12 protein-coding genes are annotated in these 18825 nt (G+C 64.2%); 3 read left to right on the top strand and 9 right to left on the bottom strand.

The window, feature by feature from the left end:
* Nucleotides 1-119: 119 nt before the first annotated feature.
* The 3 genes from LCM4576_RS10125 to LCM4576_RS10115 form a co-directional block, all read right to left on the bottom strand.
* Nucleotides 120-3608 carry an SPOR domain-containing protein gene (locus LCM4576_RS10125; protein ID WP_071031978.1) on the bottom strand — a complete coding sequence of 1163 codons (3489 nt, stop codon included), beginning with the start codon at nt 3606-3608 and terminating at the stop codon, nt 120-122.
* A 103-nt stretch (nt 3609-3711) separates the two neighbouring features.
* Nucleotides 3712-5469 (bottom strand): arginine--tRNA ligase, encoded by a 1758-nt coding sequence (gene argS / locus LCM4576_RS10120; RefSeq protein ID WP_071031977.1) that lies wholly within the window; start codon nt 5467-5469, stop codon nt 3712-3714.
* 61 nt (nt 5470-5530) lie between these two features.
* Nucleotides 5531-6760 (bottom strand): deoxyguanosinetriphosphate triphosphohydrolase, encoded by a 1230-nt coding sequence (locus tag LCM4576_RS10115; RefSeq protein ID WP_071031976.1) that lies wholly within the window; start codon nt 6758-6760, stop codon nt 5531-5533.
* Between the two features lie 70 nt (nt 6761-6830).
* On the opposite strand from LCM4576_RS10115, the gene erpA reads away from it, so the two are divergent.
* From erpA to LCM4576_RS10100, 3 genes are all read left to right on the top strand, one after another.
* Nucleotides 6831-7178: an iron-sulfur cluster insertion protein ErpA gene (gene erpA / locus LCM4576_RS10110; RefSeq protein ID WP_071031975.1), complete on the top strand. Its 348-nt coding sequence runs from the start codon at nt 6831-6833 to the stop codon at nt 7176-7178.
* Between the two features lie 165 nt (nt 7179-7343).
* The gene (gene xth, locus LCM4576_RS10105) at nt 7344-8138 is read left to right on the top strand and encodes an exodeoxyribonuclease III (RefSeq protein ID WP_071031974.1); all 795 of its coding nucleotides are present in this window, start codon (nt 7344-7346) and stop codon (nt 8136-8138) included.
* Nucleotides 8139-8200: 62 nt separating this feature from the next.
* Nucleotides 8201-8494 carry a hypothetical protein gene (locus LCM4576_RS10100; RefSeq protein ID WP_071031973.1) on the top strand — a complete coding sequence of 98 codons (294 nt, stop codon included), beginning with the start codon at nt 8201-8203 and terminating at the stop codon, nt 8492-8494.
* 337 nt (nt 8495-8831) lie between these two features.
* Here LCM4576_RS10100 and LCM4576_RS10095 read toward each other — a convergent pair whose 3' ends face one another.
* From LCM4576_RS10095 to LCM4576_RS10070, 6 genes are all read right to left on the bottom strand, one after another.
* Entirely contained in the window at nt 8832-9659 is an 828-nt protein-coding gene (locus LCM4576_RS10095) for a tetratricopeptide repeat protein (protein WP_071031972.1), read from the bottom strand.
* Complete coding sequence (gene ilvD / locus LCM4576_RS10090; protein ID WP_071032070.1) at nt 9646-11370, bottom strand: dihydroxy-acid dehydratase; 1725 nt, start codon at nt 11368-11370, stop codon at nt 9646-9648. The genes LCM4576_RS10095 and ilvD overlap by 14 nt, the downstream gene beginning before the upstream one ends.
* Nucleotides 11371-11660: 290 nt before the next feature.
* The gene (locus LCM4576_RS10085; RefSeq protein WP_071031971.1) at nt 11661-12899 is read right to left on the bottom strand and encodes an OmpP1/FadL family transporter; all 1239 of its coding nucleotides are present in this window, start codon (nt 12897-12899) and stop codon (nt 11661-11663) included.
* A 362-nt stretch (nt 12900-13261) separates the two neighbouring features.
* On the bottom strand, nt 13262-16045 hold the full coding sequence (locus LCM4576_RS10080) for a valine--tRNA ligase (protein WP_071031970.1): 2784 nt from the start codon (nt 16043-16045) through the stop codon (nt 13262-13264).
* 258 nt (nt 16046-16303) lie between these two features.
* Nucleotides 16304-17146: a PopZ family protein gene (locus LCM4576_RS10075; protein WP_071031969.1), complete on the bottom strand. Its 843-nt coding sequence runs from the start codon at nt 17144-17146 to the stop codon at nt 16304-16306.
* A 279-nt stretch (nt 17147-17425) separates the two neighbouring features.
* The gene (locus tag LCM4576_RS10070; RefSeq protein WP_071031968.1) at nt 17426-18805 is read right to left on the bottom strand and encodes a TolC family outer membrane protein; all 1380 of its coding nucleotides are present in this window, start codon (nt 18803-18805) and stop codon (nt 17426-17428) included.
* Nucleotides 18806-18825 lie beyond the last annotated feature (20 nt).

The raw sequence follows: 18825 nt of genomic DNA, 5'->3' as shown, positions 1-18825 counted from the left end.
GCTTTGAGCGGGCAAAGGGAATCACCCCTGCCCTCGGACCGGCCAAAGCCCGCAACCGTCCACAACGAAAAGCCGGCGCGGCCTTACGGCGGCGCCGGCTCTGAGAGACCAATATCCCGTCAGCGCGATACGAAGCAGTTGCCGCCGGCCGCCTTGTAGCTGGTGCAAAGATTGATCGCATCGTTGCGCGACTGGGCCGGGACGCGGACACGGTAGAAGGTGCCCTTGCCTGCGACCTCGGCCTTGACGATGTTGGCGGTGCGGCCGGAGAGCACGCTGCCATAACGGCGCTGCAGGTCCTGATAGGTCGACTGCGCGCTCTCGACCGTCGGCTGCGAGGCGATCTGCATCGACCACGAGCCGCCGCCGGCCRCCGCCGCCGGATCGATGGAAGCGACCTGGTCCGGCTTGACCTCGCCGACGATATCGACCGGCTGGTCGGACGGGCGCGCCGGCGCCACCGGCACCGTTGCCGGGGTGTTGGCCGACTGCGCCTTGGCTTCAATCTTCTTGGCAGGCTTCGCCGGCTTGATGGTCGCTGCATCAGCCTGGCCCGTATCGGCCTGGCCCGCGTCGGAAGCCACTGTTCCCGTCTGCTGGCCGTCGGAGGCCTGCGCGACATGCTGCGGCGCTGGATCGCTCGGCTCGGCCGCCGCGACCTTCGGCGCAACCGGGGCCGGATCCTCGCGCGGCACCAGCGAGCCGTCAGGCTTGACCATCATGGTCTTCACCTTGCGCGGCGCGACGGCGACGACATCGTTGTTGTTGGCGGTGTTTTCGGCATCCTGCTGCAACACCTGGGCGATGCGGTCTTCCGACTTCGGCGCCGGCGCGGCCGGCTGCGCGCTTACCGGTGCGGCAGGTTGCGCGCCTTCGGGCACAGCGGCTTGTTCGACGCCGGGCAACGCCGAGCTTGAATTGTCGGCGGCATCAGTACCCGCCGCGGCGCCGTTATCGTTGGGCGAAAGATCGACCACGCGGCTCTGCGGCGGCTCCTTCGAGGCCAGGTCCACGGGCTGCTCGGTGGTGTTCACCAGCTTCTGCTGCACCGGCTCGGCGGGCTTGGCCGCGCCGGCGCCCTTGGTCACCGCGTCATAAACCTTGTTGTCCTGGTTCGGCACAACCGTGCCGCCCGGATTTTCCGGCTTCACCTTGATCGGCGAATTGTCGGCCTTGACGATCACCGGAGCCTCGCTGCCGCCCTTGCCGCCGAAGGAGAAGGCCAGAGCGCCAAGACCGCCAAGAACCACGACGGCGCCGACGAGCGCCGCCACCATCATGCCGCGCCGGCGCGGCTGCGCCGCCTCACGCTCGGCAAGCCCGGGGATCGCCATCGCTTCCTCGAGCTCAGGGTCGTAATCGAGCTCTTCGCTGGCGAAGTCGTCCTGCTGCGAAACCGGCCGACTGCCGGGCAGATCGTCGGCGTCGTAATCGTTGGCGACGGCGAACGAAGCCTGAGCAGGCGGRGCCGCCGGGGTCTCGGCGCGCAAGTCGCGACGGTCATAGCCGTTGAAACCGGCATTGTAGGATTCGTCGTCATAGCCGCGGTTTGGCACGGGCGCCGACGCGATCTCCGTCGCGTTCATATCGGTGAGCAGGCTGGCGAATTCCGCATCGAGATCGTCGTAAGCGGGGGCCGCCGGCTGGTCTTCCTCGAAGCTGAGCTCCGGAATGTCGAGGTCGTCGGCGAGCGCAACCACGCGCTCCGGAACATCGACAGTCTCCACATCCGGCACGTCCTCATGCCGGCGAGCCTGCGACGAAGACGCCGGCTTGGCGTAGGTGGAATAATCCACTGCCGGTTCGCTGCGATAGTCAGGCGAGGCAGGCGCCGCCATCTGCACCGGCGACGAAGGCGCTGCCTGCGCTGGAGCCGAGGGCACTGCCTGCACCGGCGCCGGGGACGCCGGCTGGGCGGCGAACGAAGCCTGCACCGGGGCGGCGGTCGGGGTCGAACGGCTCCACGACCTTGACGGCTCGGCGGAATGGAGCCAGCCGGACGAATTTGCCGGAGACTTCGCCTGGGCGGCGGCCTCCTGCTCGGCCTCGATACTCCGGGCGAAAGCGGCGCCGAAGGCGTCGTCGTCGAAATCAACGTCCGGTTCGGCCCTGGAAGGCTCGGTCTTGGCCGGGGCCACAAAATCCTGGCGGTCGAGCTCGCTGGCAAGCAGGTCGTCCAGGTCGCTTTCGACCGGCTGAGCACCCTGCCCGTTCGGCGCCGGCTGGTGCTCGTCGAGATCCCAGTCGAGATCGTCGGCTGCCGCCTTCCCGCTCGCGTGGCTCTCGGGTTCCGCAACCAGCCGTGGCGCGGGAGCAGGCTCCATGACCGCCGGCATCGGCCGCGCGGTCATGGCGCCGAGCAGCGCATTGAGCTCGTCCTCCAGGCTACGCTCGCTGGCGGCCGGCTTCATCGGCTCAACGGCGGCGACCGGCGGCACCGGAGCAGCGACGACGGGAGCCGGCTCAACCACGGCCGGTTGCGGCGCGGCAACGGGCTCGACGACCGGAACTTGCGGCTCCTCGTTCAGCGCATCGCGGAAGCTGAGTTCGAAATCGTCCTCGAGGGTCAGTGCGGCGGTAGGTTCGGGCGCGGCGAACTCCGGCTCGGCGGTAAAGTGGGCCGTCTCGACTTGGGGCTCGACCATTGGCGCGGGCTCGTCGTCAAGCGACAGCGCCGGCTCCTGAAGACCCTCATCCTGGTCCGCATTGATATCGGCATCGCTCATCGCCTGGTCGAAATGGCCAGCGAAATCATCCTCGGAAATCAACGGGGCGGCGGCATGAGCTTCGACCGGCTCGACGGCCGGCGCGTGCTGCTCCGGCTCGTGGCTCTCAAACGACAGCTCGTCTTCGAGCGACATCTGGACCGCATTGTCGAAATCGGCGTCGAACGCCTCCTCGCTCGCAGCCTGCACGGCTTCGACGGCGTCCTGACGGGTGTCAGCCGGCTCATAGTCTAGGTTGGCGGACTCGTGATGGTCGAGCTGGAAATCCTGGTCCAGCGAAGCCGCCATTTCCTGATCGATCGGAAACTCGTCCCCAAGCGGCGAGGCATCAAGCGGCGAGACATCCAGCGAACTGGCGACCGCCTTATCGAAATCATCGTCGAAAGCCACTTCCGGCTCGGGAGCCGCTTGTGACTCAGACGCGAAATGGGCCTCCGCCGCAATGTCCGGCTCCGGCGCGACATGCGGCTCGGCCGCGAAATCCGGCTCCGGCGCGCGGGCCACGACGAAGTCGGCATGATCCGCCGCGTCGTCGAACACGAAATCCTGCTCGAAGGAGGCGGTAAGCTCGTCGTCATTCGCGGGACCGCTGGCAGCCTCGAGGGCCGTCTCATTGCTGATCCGATGCAGCGCCGCCTGCTGGGTGACCGGCGCGCTTTCCTCGACGGAATCGAACTCGCCCATCAACTCCTTCTCGAGGTCGATGTCGAAATCGTCAGCCTCCACGGCCTGATTGGCCGGCATGGCCTTCTCGACCGCGGGGGCCGGCTGCCGCACCGGCTGGCGCGGGTCGAAACCCATGATCCGGGTCAGTTCCGCGAACGGATCATCGTCGGCGATGTCGTTGTGGTCGGCTACTTTCAGYGGGGTTCTGTCTGCCATTATTGTTCCCGAACTCGCACAAAGTCGGACGCCATGGACGTCGCGCAGGGTTGGCCCTTACCAGCGCAATGTGGGCAAAAGGTGACAGGTTTTTTAGTCAAACCTAACGCATTTCAGTGGGCGCGTCTGCCCCGATCAGCGTCAGGCCGGAGGTCAAGACATCCGAAACAGCCTGCACCAGCCCTAGTCTGGCATAGGTTGATTCTCGGTCGTTAACCTTAACAAAACGTAAGTCCTGGTTGTCATGGCCGCGATTCCACTGTGCATGGAAGCCGGAGGCCAGATCGTAAAGGTAAAATGCAAGCCGGTGCGGCTCCAGCGAAAGCGCCGCGGACTCGATCAGCCGCGGGTATTCGGCCAGCTTCCTAATCAGCGCGATTTCGCCCTCGTCAGCCAGCGCGGCCACGGAAGCCGCGAGCCGGTTGCGGTCGAAATTCGCCTCGCCGAGCTGCTCGCTCGCCTGCCTGAAGACGGAATGGCAGCGCGCCGACGCGTATTGCACATAGAACACCGGATTGTCCTTCGACTGCTCCGTGACCTTGGCGAAGTCGAAATCGAGCGGCGCGTCGTTCTTGCGGTAAAGCATCATGAAGCGGATCGGGTCGCGGCCGACCTCCTCCACCACGTCGCGCAGGGTGACGAAATCGCCGGACCGCTTCGACATCCGGACCGGCTCGCCGTYGCGGAACAATTTGACAAGCTGGCAAAGCAGAACCGTCAGCTTGACGCTATCGCCGGCAACCGCCCGCGCCAGAGCCTCGAGCCGCTTCACATAGCCGCCGTGGTCGGCGCCGAGCACATAGATCAGATCGACGAAGCCACGCTCGACCTTGTCCTTGAGATAAGCGACGTCGGCGGCGAAATAGGTGAACGAACCATCCGACTTGACGAGCGCCCGGTCCATGTCGTCGCCGACCGCGGTCGAGCGGAACAAAGTCTGCTCGCGGTCCTCCCAGTCGTCCGGCTTCTCGCCCTTGGGCGGCGGGAGCGTGCCCTTGTAGATATGCCCTTTGAGCGTCAAGTCGGCGATTGCCGCCCTGATCTTCCTGGCGTTGTCGGCATGCAGCGTGCGCTCGGAGAAGAACACGTCGTGATGCACGTTGAGCAGCGCCAGATCCTCGCGGATCATCGCCATCATCGCGTCGACGGTGCGATCCTTGACGATCGCCAGCGCCTCCTCTTCCGGCATTTGCAGCAGGCCGCGGCCGAATTCCTTGGCCAGCGCCTGGCCGACTGGGACCAGATAGTCGCCCGGATAGAGACCGGACGGGATCTCGCCGATGTCGTCGCCGAGCGCCTCGCGGTAGCGCAGGAAGGCTGAGCGGCCGAGCACGTCGATCTGGGAACCGGCGTCGTTGATGACATATTCCTTGGTCACGTCGTAGCCGGCGAAGGCCATCAGATTGGCGAGTGTGTCGCCGACCACGGCGCCGCGGCAATGGCCGACATGCATGGGCCCGGTCGGGTTGGCCGAGACATATTCGACATTGGCCTTGCGGCCGCCGCCGATGGTCGAGCGGCCATAATTGCGTCCCTCGCCGAGCAGCGCCGACAGATGCGCGTGCCAGAACGCGTCCTTGAGCCTGAGATTGACGAAGCCGGGCCCAGCGATCTCGGCCGAGGCGATATCGGCGTCGCCCCGCAGCGCTTCGGCGAGTTTCTCGGCAAGYGCGCGCGGGTTCTGCCCGGTGGGCTTGGCCAGCACCATCGCCGCGTTGGTGGCGAGGTCGCCATGACTGGCGTCGCGCGGCGGCTCGACCGCGATGCGCGACAGGTCGAGCGCGGCCCCTTCCTTGTCCTTCAGGTCAAGGGCTTCGACGGCCTTTACGATCCGCGCGTTGAAATCGGCGAAGATATTCATTGGAAGTGCTCTGGGCTTTATGAGGCGACCGGCCCAACGGCCGGCAAAATCGAGGCTCGCCCTAGCCCAAATCGGGCGTATGGTCAAACAGACGCCGATGTTCCTTCAAGGCATAGGTGTCGGTCATGCCGGCCAGGAAGTCGGCGACGCTGCGCGCCTTGATGCGGTCCTCGGCCCGGTCGAGCCCTTCGCGCCAGCCATCCGGCATGGCGCGCGGATCGGCGAAATAGACGTCGAACAGTTCCCGCACGATGCGCTCGGCGTCGGCCCGCACCCGCATCACTTCCGGATGCCGGTAAAGATGCTTGTAGAGGAAAGCCTTCAATTCCTTCTCGGCCGCGGCCATGCCTGTCGAGAACGTCACCAGGGTCTCGCCCGCCGCCCGCACCRCATCGGCGCTGTCCGGCTTCAGGCGTTCGATATTGCCGGTGGTCGATGCGATGACATCCTCGACCATCAGCGTGATCTGCCGGCGCATCAGTTCGTGGCCGGTGCGGACATCGTCGAGCTGAGGATATCTGGCGCGCACGCCCTTCAGGATCGAGCCAGGCAGGCCGACTTCCCCCAACATATCCAGCGTCAGCAGGCCGGCACGCAGGCCGTCGTCGATGTCATGGGTGTTGTAGGCGATGTCGTCGGCGATCGCGGCGCATTGCGCCTCGATGCCGGCGAAGCGGTCGAGCTCCAGGTCGTGCAGTTCGGAATAGTCGCGGATCGCCTGCGGCACCGGACCCTTGAGCCCCTTCCCGCTCGCATCGGTCAACGGGCCGTTATGCTTGACCAGCCCTTCCAGCGTTTCCCAGGTGAGGTTCAGCCCGTCGAATTCGGCATAGCGCCGCTCGAGCCGCGTCACCACGCGCAGCGACTGCGCGTTGTGATCGAAGCCGCCCCAGGCCGCCATCTTCTCGTTGAGCGCGTCCTCGCCGGTATGGCCGAAGGGCGTGTGGCCGAAATCATGCACAAGAGCCACAGCCTCGGCGAGGTCCTCGTCGCCACGCAATGCCCGCGCCAGCGCGCGAGCGATCTGCGCCACCTCGATCGAATGCGTCAACCGGGTGCGATAGTGGTCGCCCTCATGCGCGACGAAAACCTGCGTCTTGTGCTTCAGCCGACGAAAGGCGGTGGAATGGATGATGCGGTCGCGATCACGCTGGAACGGCGTTCGGGTCKGGCTTTCCGGCTCGTCGAACAGGCGGCCGCGCGAGCGCGCCGGGTCGCTCGCGTAAGCCGCGCGCGGCCGATCGCCGAACCCGATGTCGCCGAGAGCATCCTCGCCCTGCCGCTCGTCCATTGATCCACCAGTTGACTTGGCCACGCCCGCTTCATACCTATCATGTGAAACCGAAAGCAAGGTGACGCCGATGGGCGCTGATGCCAAGACTGCCATGAAGGTCGAAATGACCGACGCCGCGGCAAAGCGGATCGCCAGGATCGTCGCCGGCGAACCGGGCAAGACCGCCCTGCGCGTTTCCGTCGAAGGCGGCGGCTGCTCCGGCTTTTCCTACAAATTCGATCTCGTCGCAGATGCGAATGATGATGATGTCGCCATCGAGAAGGACGGCGCGACCATCCTGATCGATGATTTGTCGCTGGTCTATATGGGCGGCTCGGTGATCGACTTCGTCGATGATTTGATGGGCCAGTCCTTCCAGATCAGGAACCCGAACGCGGTCGCCTCCTGCGGCTGCGGCACCAGCTTCTCCATCTGATCGGCTGCAATTTCGCAGGCCTATGACCGGTGCGAACCGGGTAGCGCATGGCTGCGTCGGCTGACTATTGGCAGGAATGCGACCGGACGCCCTTTCTAAAGAGCCGTGCAGGCAATACGATCCGCTGCGTCGAACGCCTTCCGTCCGAACAGCATCGAGGCCTGCATGAAGATCGTCACCTGGAACATCAACGGCGTTCGCGCCCGCATCGGCAACCTCACCCACTGGCTGACCGAAAGCGCGCCCGACATCGTGTGCCTGCAGGAGATCAAGACGGTCGACGACCAGTTCCCGCGCGCCGAGATCGAGGCGCTGGGCTATAACGTCGAGACCAACGGCCAGAAGAGCTTCAACGGCGTCGCGATCCTGTCGAAGCTTCGTTTCGACGAGGTCAACCGCGGTTTGCCGGGGGACGATGCGGACGACCATGCCCGCTTCATCGAAGGCGTCTTTTCGACCGACYAGGGCGCCCTGCGCGTCGCTTCGCTTTATCTGCCCAACGGCAACCCAGTCGATGACGAGCGGAAGTTTTCCTATAAATTGGCCTGGATGGCGCGGCTGGAGCGCTGGGCGGAAGAACGGCTGCGGCTCGAGGAAGCGCTGGTGCTGGCCGGCGACTACAACGTCATTCCGGAGCCCGCCGACGCCCGCTTTCCCGAAAACTGGCTGGGCGACGCGCTGTTCCAGCCGCAGACGAGGCAGGCCTTCCGCCGGCTGAAGAATCTCGGCTTCACCGAGGCGGTGCGCTCGGTGACGGACTCGGCCGGCGTCTACACCTTTTGGGATTACCAGGCCGGCGCCTGGCAAAAGAACAACGGCATCCGCATCGACCACCTGCTGCTGTCGCCGGAAGCCGCCAACCGCTTCTCGTCGGCCTCGGTGGAAAAGCACGTGCGCGCCTGGGAGAAGCCTTCCGACCACGTGCCGGTCGCGATCGAGCTCAGCCTGCAGCCCGCCTGAGACGTTCTGGACCAGATATCGCCACAAATCCGGTTTTTGATGCGGATTGCTGTGGGGGTTGAATGGCGATCCGATTTCTTTTCCGGCCGGTCGGCCTTGCTTTGGCGCTTGCCGTGCCGACGCCCTCGTTGGCGGCGCCGACCTGCTTGGCCAACGGCAAGTCCTTCACTATCGGCCAGACGGCGTGCCTGACTGTTGCCGGCGAAAGCCACCTCGCCCGCTGCGACATGGTTCTGAACAACACGTCCTGGACGAAGATCAAGGACGAATGTCCGGGAGACGCGCCGAAACCGCACCCGACATCGATCTCGACCCCGGCGCCCGGCCCAGCGCCGACTGAGCCGACCGAAAACTGAGGCTCCGCTGATCTCCCATCGAGGCTACGCTATGCACAGATTTTCTGTGGCTGGCGCGACTGATCAGGCCCCGGCTTGATTGCCACGTGGTTCCCCCAATCCGTCGCTGCTTCGCAGCACCACCTTTCCCCCCTCCGGAGGGAAAGGAAGGGAGCCTGCCCGACGAGCGTCGACGGCAAATAAGCTTGGCGCCTTTCCTCTACCCCGTCGATCGGGGGAGAGGTGGCTCGGCGAAGCCAGGACGGAGTGGGGGTCGACCAGCGCACCATTGGACAATGCATGCGCCACGCTGCCATGCATGCTATCGCCAAAGGCCAGCCGCTTGGAAATCCGGCGCTTACTGGTCGCCGTTGTTGCCTTTGGTCAGGATATCGTCGGCGAGCGAGATCGCGGTCCGGCGATCGGCCTCGCCGGCCGCGGCGAAAGCCTCCTCCTGCATGCTGCGGATCCAGGGCTGGTCGGCGGCCGGAGCCCGCTCAAGCGCGGCCGTCATCATCGCCAGGCCGCGCACGATCTTGCCGCTCTGGAACAGGAGATTGCCGAGCGTCGCCTGCGCGCCGGCATGGCCCTTCTCGGCCGCCAGCTGCAGCCAGCGGCCGGCCTGCTTGACGCTGGCCTTCACGCCGCCCTCACCCTTGAGGAACATCCGGCCGATCTCGAACTGCGCGTTCGGGTTGCGGTAGTTGGCGGCGGCGCGCATGTAATATTCCTGCGCAGCGACGTCGTTCTCCTCGACCGGCGTGCCGGGAATGCCCTTGCGCAGATAGTCGCCGAGCGCCACCAGCGCGTCCGACACATAGCTTTCCTCCGGCGAGCCGGGCTCGACATCCTGGTCGACGATTTCCGAGAAGAACTTGAAGGCGGCATAGTCGTCGCGCGTCACGCCGTCGCCTTCGGCATACATGCGCGCGARCTTCCACGTGGCGCCAATCTGACCGTTTTCGGCAGCGTATTTATAGGCCTCGACCGCCTGGTCCTTGTGGCCGTTCTTGTAGGCAGAGAAACCGAACTGGAACACGGCCCACGGGCTCGACTGCGGCTTCACGCCGGTCTTGTCGTCGAACACCTTGTCGTCGAAGGCCATGGCCTGCCCAACGGCTGCCAAGGTCGCAAGCGCGACCAGTGCCGAAAAGACAGATGACCTCAACACCTCAGATGTCCGCATAGCAGCGCGTTTCTTCTGCGGCACCCGGATGGGTCACCGCGCCATCGCGGGCCGACCCTACCGTCTGCGCGTATTTCCAGATCGCGCCGGACTGGTAGTCGGTTCTGCGCGCCTTCCAATTCTTTGCCCGGGCCGCCAGCTCGGTGTCCGACAGGGCCACTTCGATGGTGCCTTTCAGGGCGTCGATCGAGATCACGTCGCCATCCTTGACGAGGCCGATCGGYCCGCCGACCGCCGCCTCCGGCCCGACATGGYCGATGCAGAAGCCGCGCGTGGCGCCGGAGAAGCGGCCGTCGGTKATCAGCGCCACCTTGCCGCCCATGCCCTGGCCGTAGAGCGCGGCCGTCGTCGACAGCATCTCGCGCATGCCTGGACCGCCGCGCGGCCCCTCGTAGCGGATGACGAGAACCTCGCCTTCCCGGTAGTTGCGCTGCGTGACCGCTTCGAAGCACTCCTCTTCCGAATCGAAGCAGCGCGCCGGTCCTGAGAATTTCAGTTCCGACATGCCCGCGACCTTCACGATCGCGCCTTCGGGGGCAAGGTTGCCCTTCAAGCCCACAACGCCGCCTGTCTTGGTGATTGKCCGATTGGCGGGACGCACAACATCCTGGCTCTCATTCCAGGAAACGTGCTCCATATTTTCGGCCAAAGTGCGGCCAGTGACCGTCATGYAGTCGCCATGCAGATAGCCGTGGTCGAGCAGCGTCTTCATCAGCAGYGGAATGCCGCCGGCCTCGAACATGTCCTTGGCGACATATTTGCCGCCCGGCTTGAGGTCGGCGATATAGGGTGTCTTCTCGAAGATCGCCGCCACGTCGAACAGGTCGAACTTGATGCCGGCCTCATGCGCGATCGCCGGCAAATGCAGCGCCGCGTTGGTCGAGCCGCCGGTGGCCGACACGACGGTGGCGGCATTCTCCAGCGCCTTGCGCGTGACGATGTCGCGCGGCCGGATGTTTTTGGCGACCAGTTCCATGACCTTTTCGCCCGAGGCGAAATTGAAGCGGTCGCGCATTTCGTAGGGCGCCGGCGCGCCGCAGGAATAGGGTAGCGCCAGGCCGATCGCCTCGGCGACCGTGGCCATGGTGTTGGCGGTGAACTGGGCGCCGCAGGAACCAGCGGAAGGACAGGCCGCCTGCTCGATCTCGAGCAGCTCGGCATCGCTGATCGACCCGACCGAATGCTGCCCGACCGCCTCGAACACGTCCTGCACGGTGATTTGCCGGCCGCGATAGCTGCCGGGCAGGATCGAGCCGCCATAGATGAAGATCGACGGCACGTTGAGCCGCACCATCGCCATCATCATGCCGGGCAGCGACTTGTCGCAGCCGGCAAGGCCGACCAGGGCATCGTAGCAATGGCCGCGCATGGTGAGCTCGACCGAATCGGCAATCACCTCGCGCGAAACCAGCGACGACTTCATGCCCTGGTGGCCCATGGCGATGCCGTCGGTGACGGTGATGGTGCAGAACTCGCGCGGCGTGCCGTTGGCGGCCGCAACGCCCTTCTTCACCACTTGCGCCTGGCGCATCAGCGAGATGTTGCAGGGCGCGGCTTCATTCCAGCAGCTGGCGACGCCGACCAAAGGCTGCGCGATCTCGGCCGCCGACAGGCCCATGGCATAGAGGTACGAACGATGCGGCGCGCGCGCCGGACCTTCGGTCACGTAGCGGCTGGGCAGCTTGGCCTTGGAGATTGCCTTGGCGTCCATCATCGTCCTTGCCGCACACCCCGCGGCCGGTCCCATCGCCGGGCCAACCTGGCACGCATCCCGAGACATAACTCGGGTGCTCCGGGTTTATGGCGGGAAATGGGCAGTTCCCTCGGCAAGCCTTTTAGCGCGGGGGTTGTTCATAAACTGTTGCCAAAACGTCACAATCGTTTGGGGCGCCGGTTACGCGGCGAATCTGCAACAGCGGGCGGAACGGTGAAGCCAAAACAGCAGTCACGCAACGAAAAAGGCCGGGCGATGCCCGGCCTTTTTGTTGAATTCTCAGAAACTTAGAACTTGATCTTGACGCCGCCAGAAATCGCCGTGATCAGATCGTTGCCGACGTCGTAGGTGGCATCTGTACCAGCTGTATATCCATTCGCGTCAGTAAGCGTTCCGGAATGGCCGCTCGTCATGACGCCGATGGCACCCGCCAAGCGAAGCTCAATATTTGGCCGGGGCGTGTAGGCAACACCGCCGCCGAGCGTCCAGGTATCGGTTTGGACGCCATAACCGTGCGAAGTACCGCGATCCCAACTAAGCTGGCCGGCAGCACTCCATTGATCATTGAACTTGTGACCTACGCCGCCCGAAACAGTCCAGCCGTCACGATACATCAGGTCAAGAGAGGTAAGCCGGACCGGCTTGGGGGAAACCGTTGTACACGCGGCCAAACCTCYGGTCTGCTCGGAACAGATCGGAACACTTTGGAGAGTGCTCCAGTTAACCCATTTGATCGAACCAAATGCGAGCCAGCCGGGAGCGATACCCGACTGCAGTTTCAATTCGACCGAGTCAGGCATGTACTGCGTGGAGCCGTAGATTGGGATCATGCCCTGACCAATACTCGTCAGATCCAGCGTTCCCGAGATGTTGTCAAGCTTGACTTTCGAATTGTAGACCAAGCTTGCCCGGAGYGCGATCTCAGGGATTTCGTAGGCAATGCCGGCGCGCCAGCCCCAACCGCTTGCCTCGAGGTCGACGCGGCCCATCGGCGACGGCCCAACTGGATTGAAACCTACCAAGCTCTCCTTGAAGCCTGAAATGTCCTGATAGAACACGCCGCCAATAAAACGGAGCTGGCCCTTACCGGCATCGAACTTGTATGAGCAGGTACCGGCGTAGTTATTGCTCTTGATATCCGTTTCAACGTTCGAAAACGCGCCATTCCACGACGCGCCAGGGGCGGTATGGGCACCCCACGGCTGCGAATAGTCGACCATGCAATCGACGCCCTGCACGACCTGAGCCTTCACGCCGATGCGCGGCACCCAATAAGGCTCAGCTCCGTCGGCAGTAGAACTGAGAAAATTGAAGCCCAACGGCCCCGTTGCATTCTTGTACTTGCGATCCGGCATCACATACGTCGCTTCTGCCTCCGTCGCGACCGGCGCCGGATCGAAAAGCAGATCAATGTCGTAGCCGCCGCGCTCCAGACCGCCGGCATGCGCTGGGTTCATCGCGGCGCCGATCAACGCGATCGAAAAGCAGCCTGCCCCCGCCAGAGCTTTGAGCCGCAAAATATTCATGGAAATCCCTCCCCGAAATACAAGTGGCTCAAGCTAGAACCAATTCGGGTTAATGACGCAACAACGATTTCAAGAGCTGTACATGTACATCTTGACAGCGCGTATTCTTGCTATGGTGGCTGGCGCCACAATTGGCCCCGAAATCGCACCGATAGACGCCTGACAGCTAAAAAAAATCCGCAAAAACCACCCAAAACAGACCAAAAACAGCCCTTTTTGGGTATAGCGGCCCCCATTGTTACATTATGGCAACAATGGGGCGCAAACTTTCCGTTTACGTCAAAATTAACGTAGCGGCACGGCCATTTTCGAGGCAGCTAACGTACCGGAAAGCGCCTCTCCCCGGTGCCGAATCTTGGCCGTCAGCCGGCGTCGCGGACCCTGGTCAAAGCCACCGAAAGCTTCTCCTGCGCCTCACGATATTCGGCGAGTTTCTCACGCTCGGCCTCGACCACCTCTTCCGGCGCATTGGCGACGAACTTTTCGTTCGACAGCTTCTTGTGCAGGCGCGCGATCTCCTCGGTGACCTTCGCCAGTTCCTTCTGCAGCCGCGCTGCCTCGGCCTGGAGGTCGATCAGRCTGCCGAGCGGCAGGCTCACCGTCGCCTCGTTGAGCACGATCTGGGCCGAGCCTTTCGGCGGCGCGTCGGCGAGCGCGATATCGCCGACACGCGCCAGCCGCTTGATCGCCTGGGCGTGGCGCTCCAGCCGCTCCTGCGTCAGCGTATTGGCGCCGATCACCATCAGCGGCGCGATCGCCGCCGGCGGCACATTCATTTCCGAACGCACCGAGCGGATGCCGGAGACAAGATCGACCAGCCAGTTGATGTCGGCGGCGGCCTCCTCGTCCTCGAAGTCGGGCGACGGCCAGGCGGCATGGCAAAGCAGCGAGGAGCGCTCCTTGCCCTCGCCCGCGGTCTGTGCCCAAAGCTCCTCGGTCATGAACGGCATCATCGGATGCAGGAGCTTGTAGATCTCGTCCAGCACGAAGGCGACGCAGGCCCGGCTCTCCGCCTTGGCGGCTTCGTCCGTGCCCATGAACACCGGCTTCAACAGCTCCAGATACCAGTCGCAGAACAGGTTCCAGACAAAGCGGTAGGCCGCGCCCGCGGCCTCATTGAAACGATAGCTGGTGATGCCTTCGGTGACGGCACGCGCCGCCCGCGTCAGCTCGGTCAGGATCCATCGGTTGACCGGCAGCTTGGCGTCGTTCAGCCAGAAAGCGTCGTCGCGCGCGACTTCGTTCATCTCGGCGAAGCGTGTCGCGTTCCACAGCTTGGTGCCGAAATTGCGGTAACCGGCGATGYGGGCCGGATCGAGCTTCACGTCGCGCCCCTGCGCCGCCATGACGGTCAAGGTGAAGCGCAGCGCATCGGCGCCGTATTCGTCGATCAGCTCGAGCGGGTCGATGACGTTGCCTTTCGACTTCGACATCTTCTGCCCGTTCTTGTCGCGCACCAGCGCGTGGACGTAGACCGTGTGGAACGGCTCCTCATCCATGAAGTGCAGGCCCATCATCATCATGCGGGCGACCCAGAAGAAGATGATGTCGAAGCCGGTCACCAGCAYGTCGGTCTGGTAGTAGGTCTTGAGCTCCGGCGTCTGGTCAGGCCAACCGAGCGTCGAGAAGGGCCACAACGCGGACGAGAACCAGGTGTCGAGCACATCCTCGTCGCGGGTCAGGATCTCGCCCGGTTGGAAGTTTTCGAGCTTGTCCTCGACCCAGGCCTTCCACGGCCCTTCCAGCGCCAGATAATATTCAATAGCGGCAGCAAGCGCCTCCTCTTCTGTCTTTTCGACGAAGACATGTCCGTCCGGGCCATACCAGGCCGGGATCTGGTGGCCCCACCAGAGCTGGCGCGAGATACACCAGGGCTGGATGTTCTCCATCCAGTCGAAATAGGTCTTCTCCCAGTTCTTCGGAACGAAGTTGGTGCGCCCCTCGCGCACAGAGGCGATCGCCGGCTTGGCGAGCTCGGYGGCGTTGACATACCACTGGTCGGTGAGGAACGGTTCGATCGGCACGCCGCCGCGATCGCCATGCGGCACGGTATGCCGGTGCGGCTCGACTTTGTCGAGGAATCCGCCGGCCYCCATCAGCTCGACGATCTTCTTGCGGRCAGTGAAACGGTCGAGCCCATCGAGCTCGTCCCACATGGCCTGGCGCGCCGGCGTCACCTCGAGGCCGGCAAGAAAGTCCTCATTGTCCTTCAGCTTGATAGCCGCCTCGACCGTCAGGATGTTGATTGCCGGCAATTTATGGCGCTTRCCGACCTCGAAATCGTTGAAATCGTGCGCCGGCGTGRTCTTGACCGCGCCGGAGCCTTTCTCCGGATCGGAATACTCGTCGGCGACGATCGGTATCTTGCGGCCGACGATCGGGAGCACGACGTTGCGGCCGACCAGATCGGTGAAGCGCTCGTCATCCGGATGCACGGCGACAGCCGTGTCGCCGAGCATCGTCTCGGGACGCGTCGTGGCGACCGTGATGAAGGTCTTCGGGTTCTCGGGGTCGAACGCCTCGCCTTCGATCGGATAGCGGAAGTGCCAGAGATTGCCGTTCACCTCGTGCTGCTCGACCTCGAGGTCGGAAATGGCGGTGAGCAGCTTCGGGTCCCAGTTCACAAGGCGCTTGTCCTTGTAGATCAGACCTTCCTTGTAGAGCGTGACGAAGACCTCCAGCACCGCCTTGGACAGGCCTTCGTCCATGGTGAAGCGTTCGCGCGACCAGTCGGCCGAGGCGCCGAGGCGCTTCAGCTGGTTGAAGATCGCGCCGCCGGATTCGGCTTTCCACTCCCAGACTTTCTCGATGAACTRCTCGCGCGTCAGATCGCGGCGGTGGATCTGCTTTTCCATGAGCTGGCGTTCGACCACCATCTGCGTGGCGATGCCGGCATGATCCATGCCGGGCTGCCAAAGCACGTTCTTGCCGCGCATGCGCTCGAAGCGCACGAGAATGTCCTGCAGCGTGTTGTTGAGCGCATGGCCCATATGCAACGAGCCGGTGACGTTCGGCGGCGGGATGACGATGGTGAAGGYCTCGGCCCCTTCCTCCGCGCCGGCGCCGGCCCGGAAGGCGTCAGCCTCTTCCCAGATTTTGGCGATCTTCGRCTCGACGGCTTTGGCGTCGTATGTCTTTTCAAGCATGGAGGAAATCCGAACTGTCGGGAACAAGCGTCCGGTGTAAATCGGAAGGTCTTGGCCGAGTCAACCGCGAGAGCTGCGATCGCTCTCACAGATAGGCCGGCCGTGGCCGGCGGCAATCCCAGCCGGTTCCGCAATGGCGCGCCCGGCTGGTGCAAGCCGCCGGCAGATCACTTTGCCTGAACCGCTTCCACGCGACGGCGGCCTCAAACGAAAGCGCCGCCCCAAGGGCGGCGCTCTAAGCCTGCGTGTTCCGGCGGCTTACTGCGCCCCGCGCGCCACGCGCTCGATCTCCTCGCGCACCAGCCTTTCGACCAGCGTCGGCAAATTGTTGTCGAGCCAATCCTGCAGCATCGGCCGCAGCATCTCCTCGGCCATCTCGTCGAAGCTCTTCTTGCCGCGGCTGGCAAAAGCGTCGGAAAGCTCGCCGAAGGCCGCAGCGACCTGCCGGCCCGTATGCTCCGAAAGGATCGCGGGCCGCGCCGGCTGCGCCTCCGGTTCGGATGCCCGGGAGCCGCCGGCTTGCGCGGAAGCGTCCGCCGCCCGAACCTCTTCCTTGTCGATCTCGACCTTCTCGATCTCGACCCACGATGCGGCTTCCGGCGCCCGGGCGGTCGGCTTCGCGGTGACCGTGCTGCCGCCCGCCGCCGCGATTTCCCGCCGCCAATCGGTGACAATGGTATCGGCGGTCTGCGGTGCGTTTGCCGCCGCAGGCTTGCTCGCAACCGGCGACGCGCTCGACTGAGCAGCGCTCCTGGCCCCGACCTCCGACAAGGTCGCCGGCGCGGGCGCCGCCTTGACCGGCTCGTGGCGAGCCTCGGCGCGCGCCGGCGCCGGATCGGTCGCGGCAAGCTGGGCCTGGACCTCCGCCAGCGTCACCGGCTTGCGGGCGTCGGCGTGCAATTCAGAGCGAAAGGCGTCAACCTCGACATTCGGTACGGACGCGAGAGGCACGGCAGCGGCGGCCGGCTCCAGGTCCTGGCGCAGCTCGCCAGCCTCGGCCGGCTGCTTTCGCCCGGTGTCGCTGTCTTCGATGATCCTTCGGATGGAAGCCAGTATCTCTTCCATGGAAGGTTCGCGCTGCGCGCTGCTTGCCGTCGCCATCGTCACATCCGCCGCCCTAGTGACTTGCCAAAGAACCAGACCATTCAAGCACTTGACCTGCTTTAGGCCTTGACCCGTCCCAGAATTCCGTTCCTGCCCGGTATGGAATTCGAATCAATGGAGACAGCGTAACCGACCGATCGTCATCCGAGAATCCCCAATCTGGGGGCTCGTTGGATTTCAACAGATTAGGCGAAGCGCAGCCCCGTCAGCCGTCCGGAAAGACAAACGCCGCGCATCCAACAGATGCGCGGCGTTTGTCGAAGCTTGGGTCTGAAATCAGCGCCCGTCAGGCGTGCGCAGGCCGTACCATTTGTCCTTGACGGCGTTGTAATGCTCTTCCGGCCTGTATTTGGTGACCGCCAGACCAAGGCGATCGACCGACAGGCGGCCCATCGCTGACAGGATGGCGTAGCTCGCCACGACCACGTCGCGCTCGGAGCTAGCCTGGTTGRTCTTGGCGGTGATGACGGCATTCTGCGCGTTCAAGACGTCCAGGGTCGTGCGCTGGCCGACATTGCGCTCCTCGATGACGCCGTTGAGCGCCAGTTGCGCGGCATCGATGACCTGCCTGTTGGCATCCACGCTTTGGCGCGCGGCGACATATTGCGTCCAGGCCGAAACCACCGCCTGACGCACCTGGTCGCGGCTGACATCGACCTGGATACGGGCCTCGCTGAGCGATTCCTTGTTTTGCCGCACCAGTGCCGAGGTCCTCCCGCCCGAATAGATCGGAATGGTGAGCGTGGCGCCTATATTGGCCGAGGTTGAGGTGCCATTGGTTCCGGTGAGATCGGGAACGGAGTGGCTGTAATTGTCAGAAACGCCCGCGGAGGCCGTCACCTGCGGCAGCAGCGCGCCTTCCGAAGATTTCACCGAGAACGCCGCCGCATCGACAAGATGCTGGGTGGCAAGGATCGCCGGATGCTCGGCGGAAGCGACGGCCAAGGCCGAATCGAGGTTGCCCGGCAACAGCTTGCCCAGCGGCGAGGCCGCCTTGAGCTTGCCCGGCTCGTCGCCGACGATCTGGTGGTAAGTGGTCGCGCTCGCCAGCGCCGTCGCGCGGGCGGCGCTGAGCTGCGCCACGGCCGTGGCGCGCGAGGCGTCGGCCTGGGCGACGTCCGTGCGGGTGCCCTCTCCGACCTCGAAACGCGAGCGGGCGGCGCGCGCCTGCTCGGTCAGGAACTGCAGGTTCTGTTCGGTCAGCACCGCGATCTGGCGGTCGCGAATGACGTCCATATAGGCGCTCGCCGCATTGAACAGGATGTTCTCTTCGGTGTTGCGCAGGCTTTCGACCGAAGCTTTCACCTGCGATTCGGCGGCGGCAACATTGTTCTTGGTCTGAAACCCGTCGAACAGCGTCTGGTTGATCTGCACGCCGAAACTGCCAGTCGTTATGTTCCGAGTGATGCCTTGCCCGTGGGTACTGGTGTAGTCGATGCTGCTCGAACCGGTGACGGTCGGGCGCCAGCCCGACTTGGCGATGGCAACGCCCTCATCGGTGACACGCACGCCGGCGCGGGCGGCGTTGAGCTGCGAATTGTATTGGTATGCTTTGGCGAGGGCGCCCGTGATGGTCTCGGCGGAGGCGGCCAGCGGCGAAAGCGCCGTGGCCGAAACAAGGATAGCTACTAAAACACTCTTGCGTAGAGGCGGCACGTTATTTCCCTCATTCGTTT

It is taken from the genome of Mesorhizobium sp. LCM 4576 (genome assembly GCF_001854815.1).
GTDB classification, from domain to species: domain Bacteria; phylum Pseudomonadota; class Alphaproteobacteria; order Rhizobiales; family Rhizobiaceae; genus Mesorhizobium; species Mesorhizobium plurifarium.
This window is presented reverse-complemented; position numbering and strand designations above follow the sequence as displayed.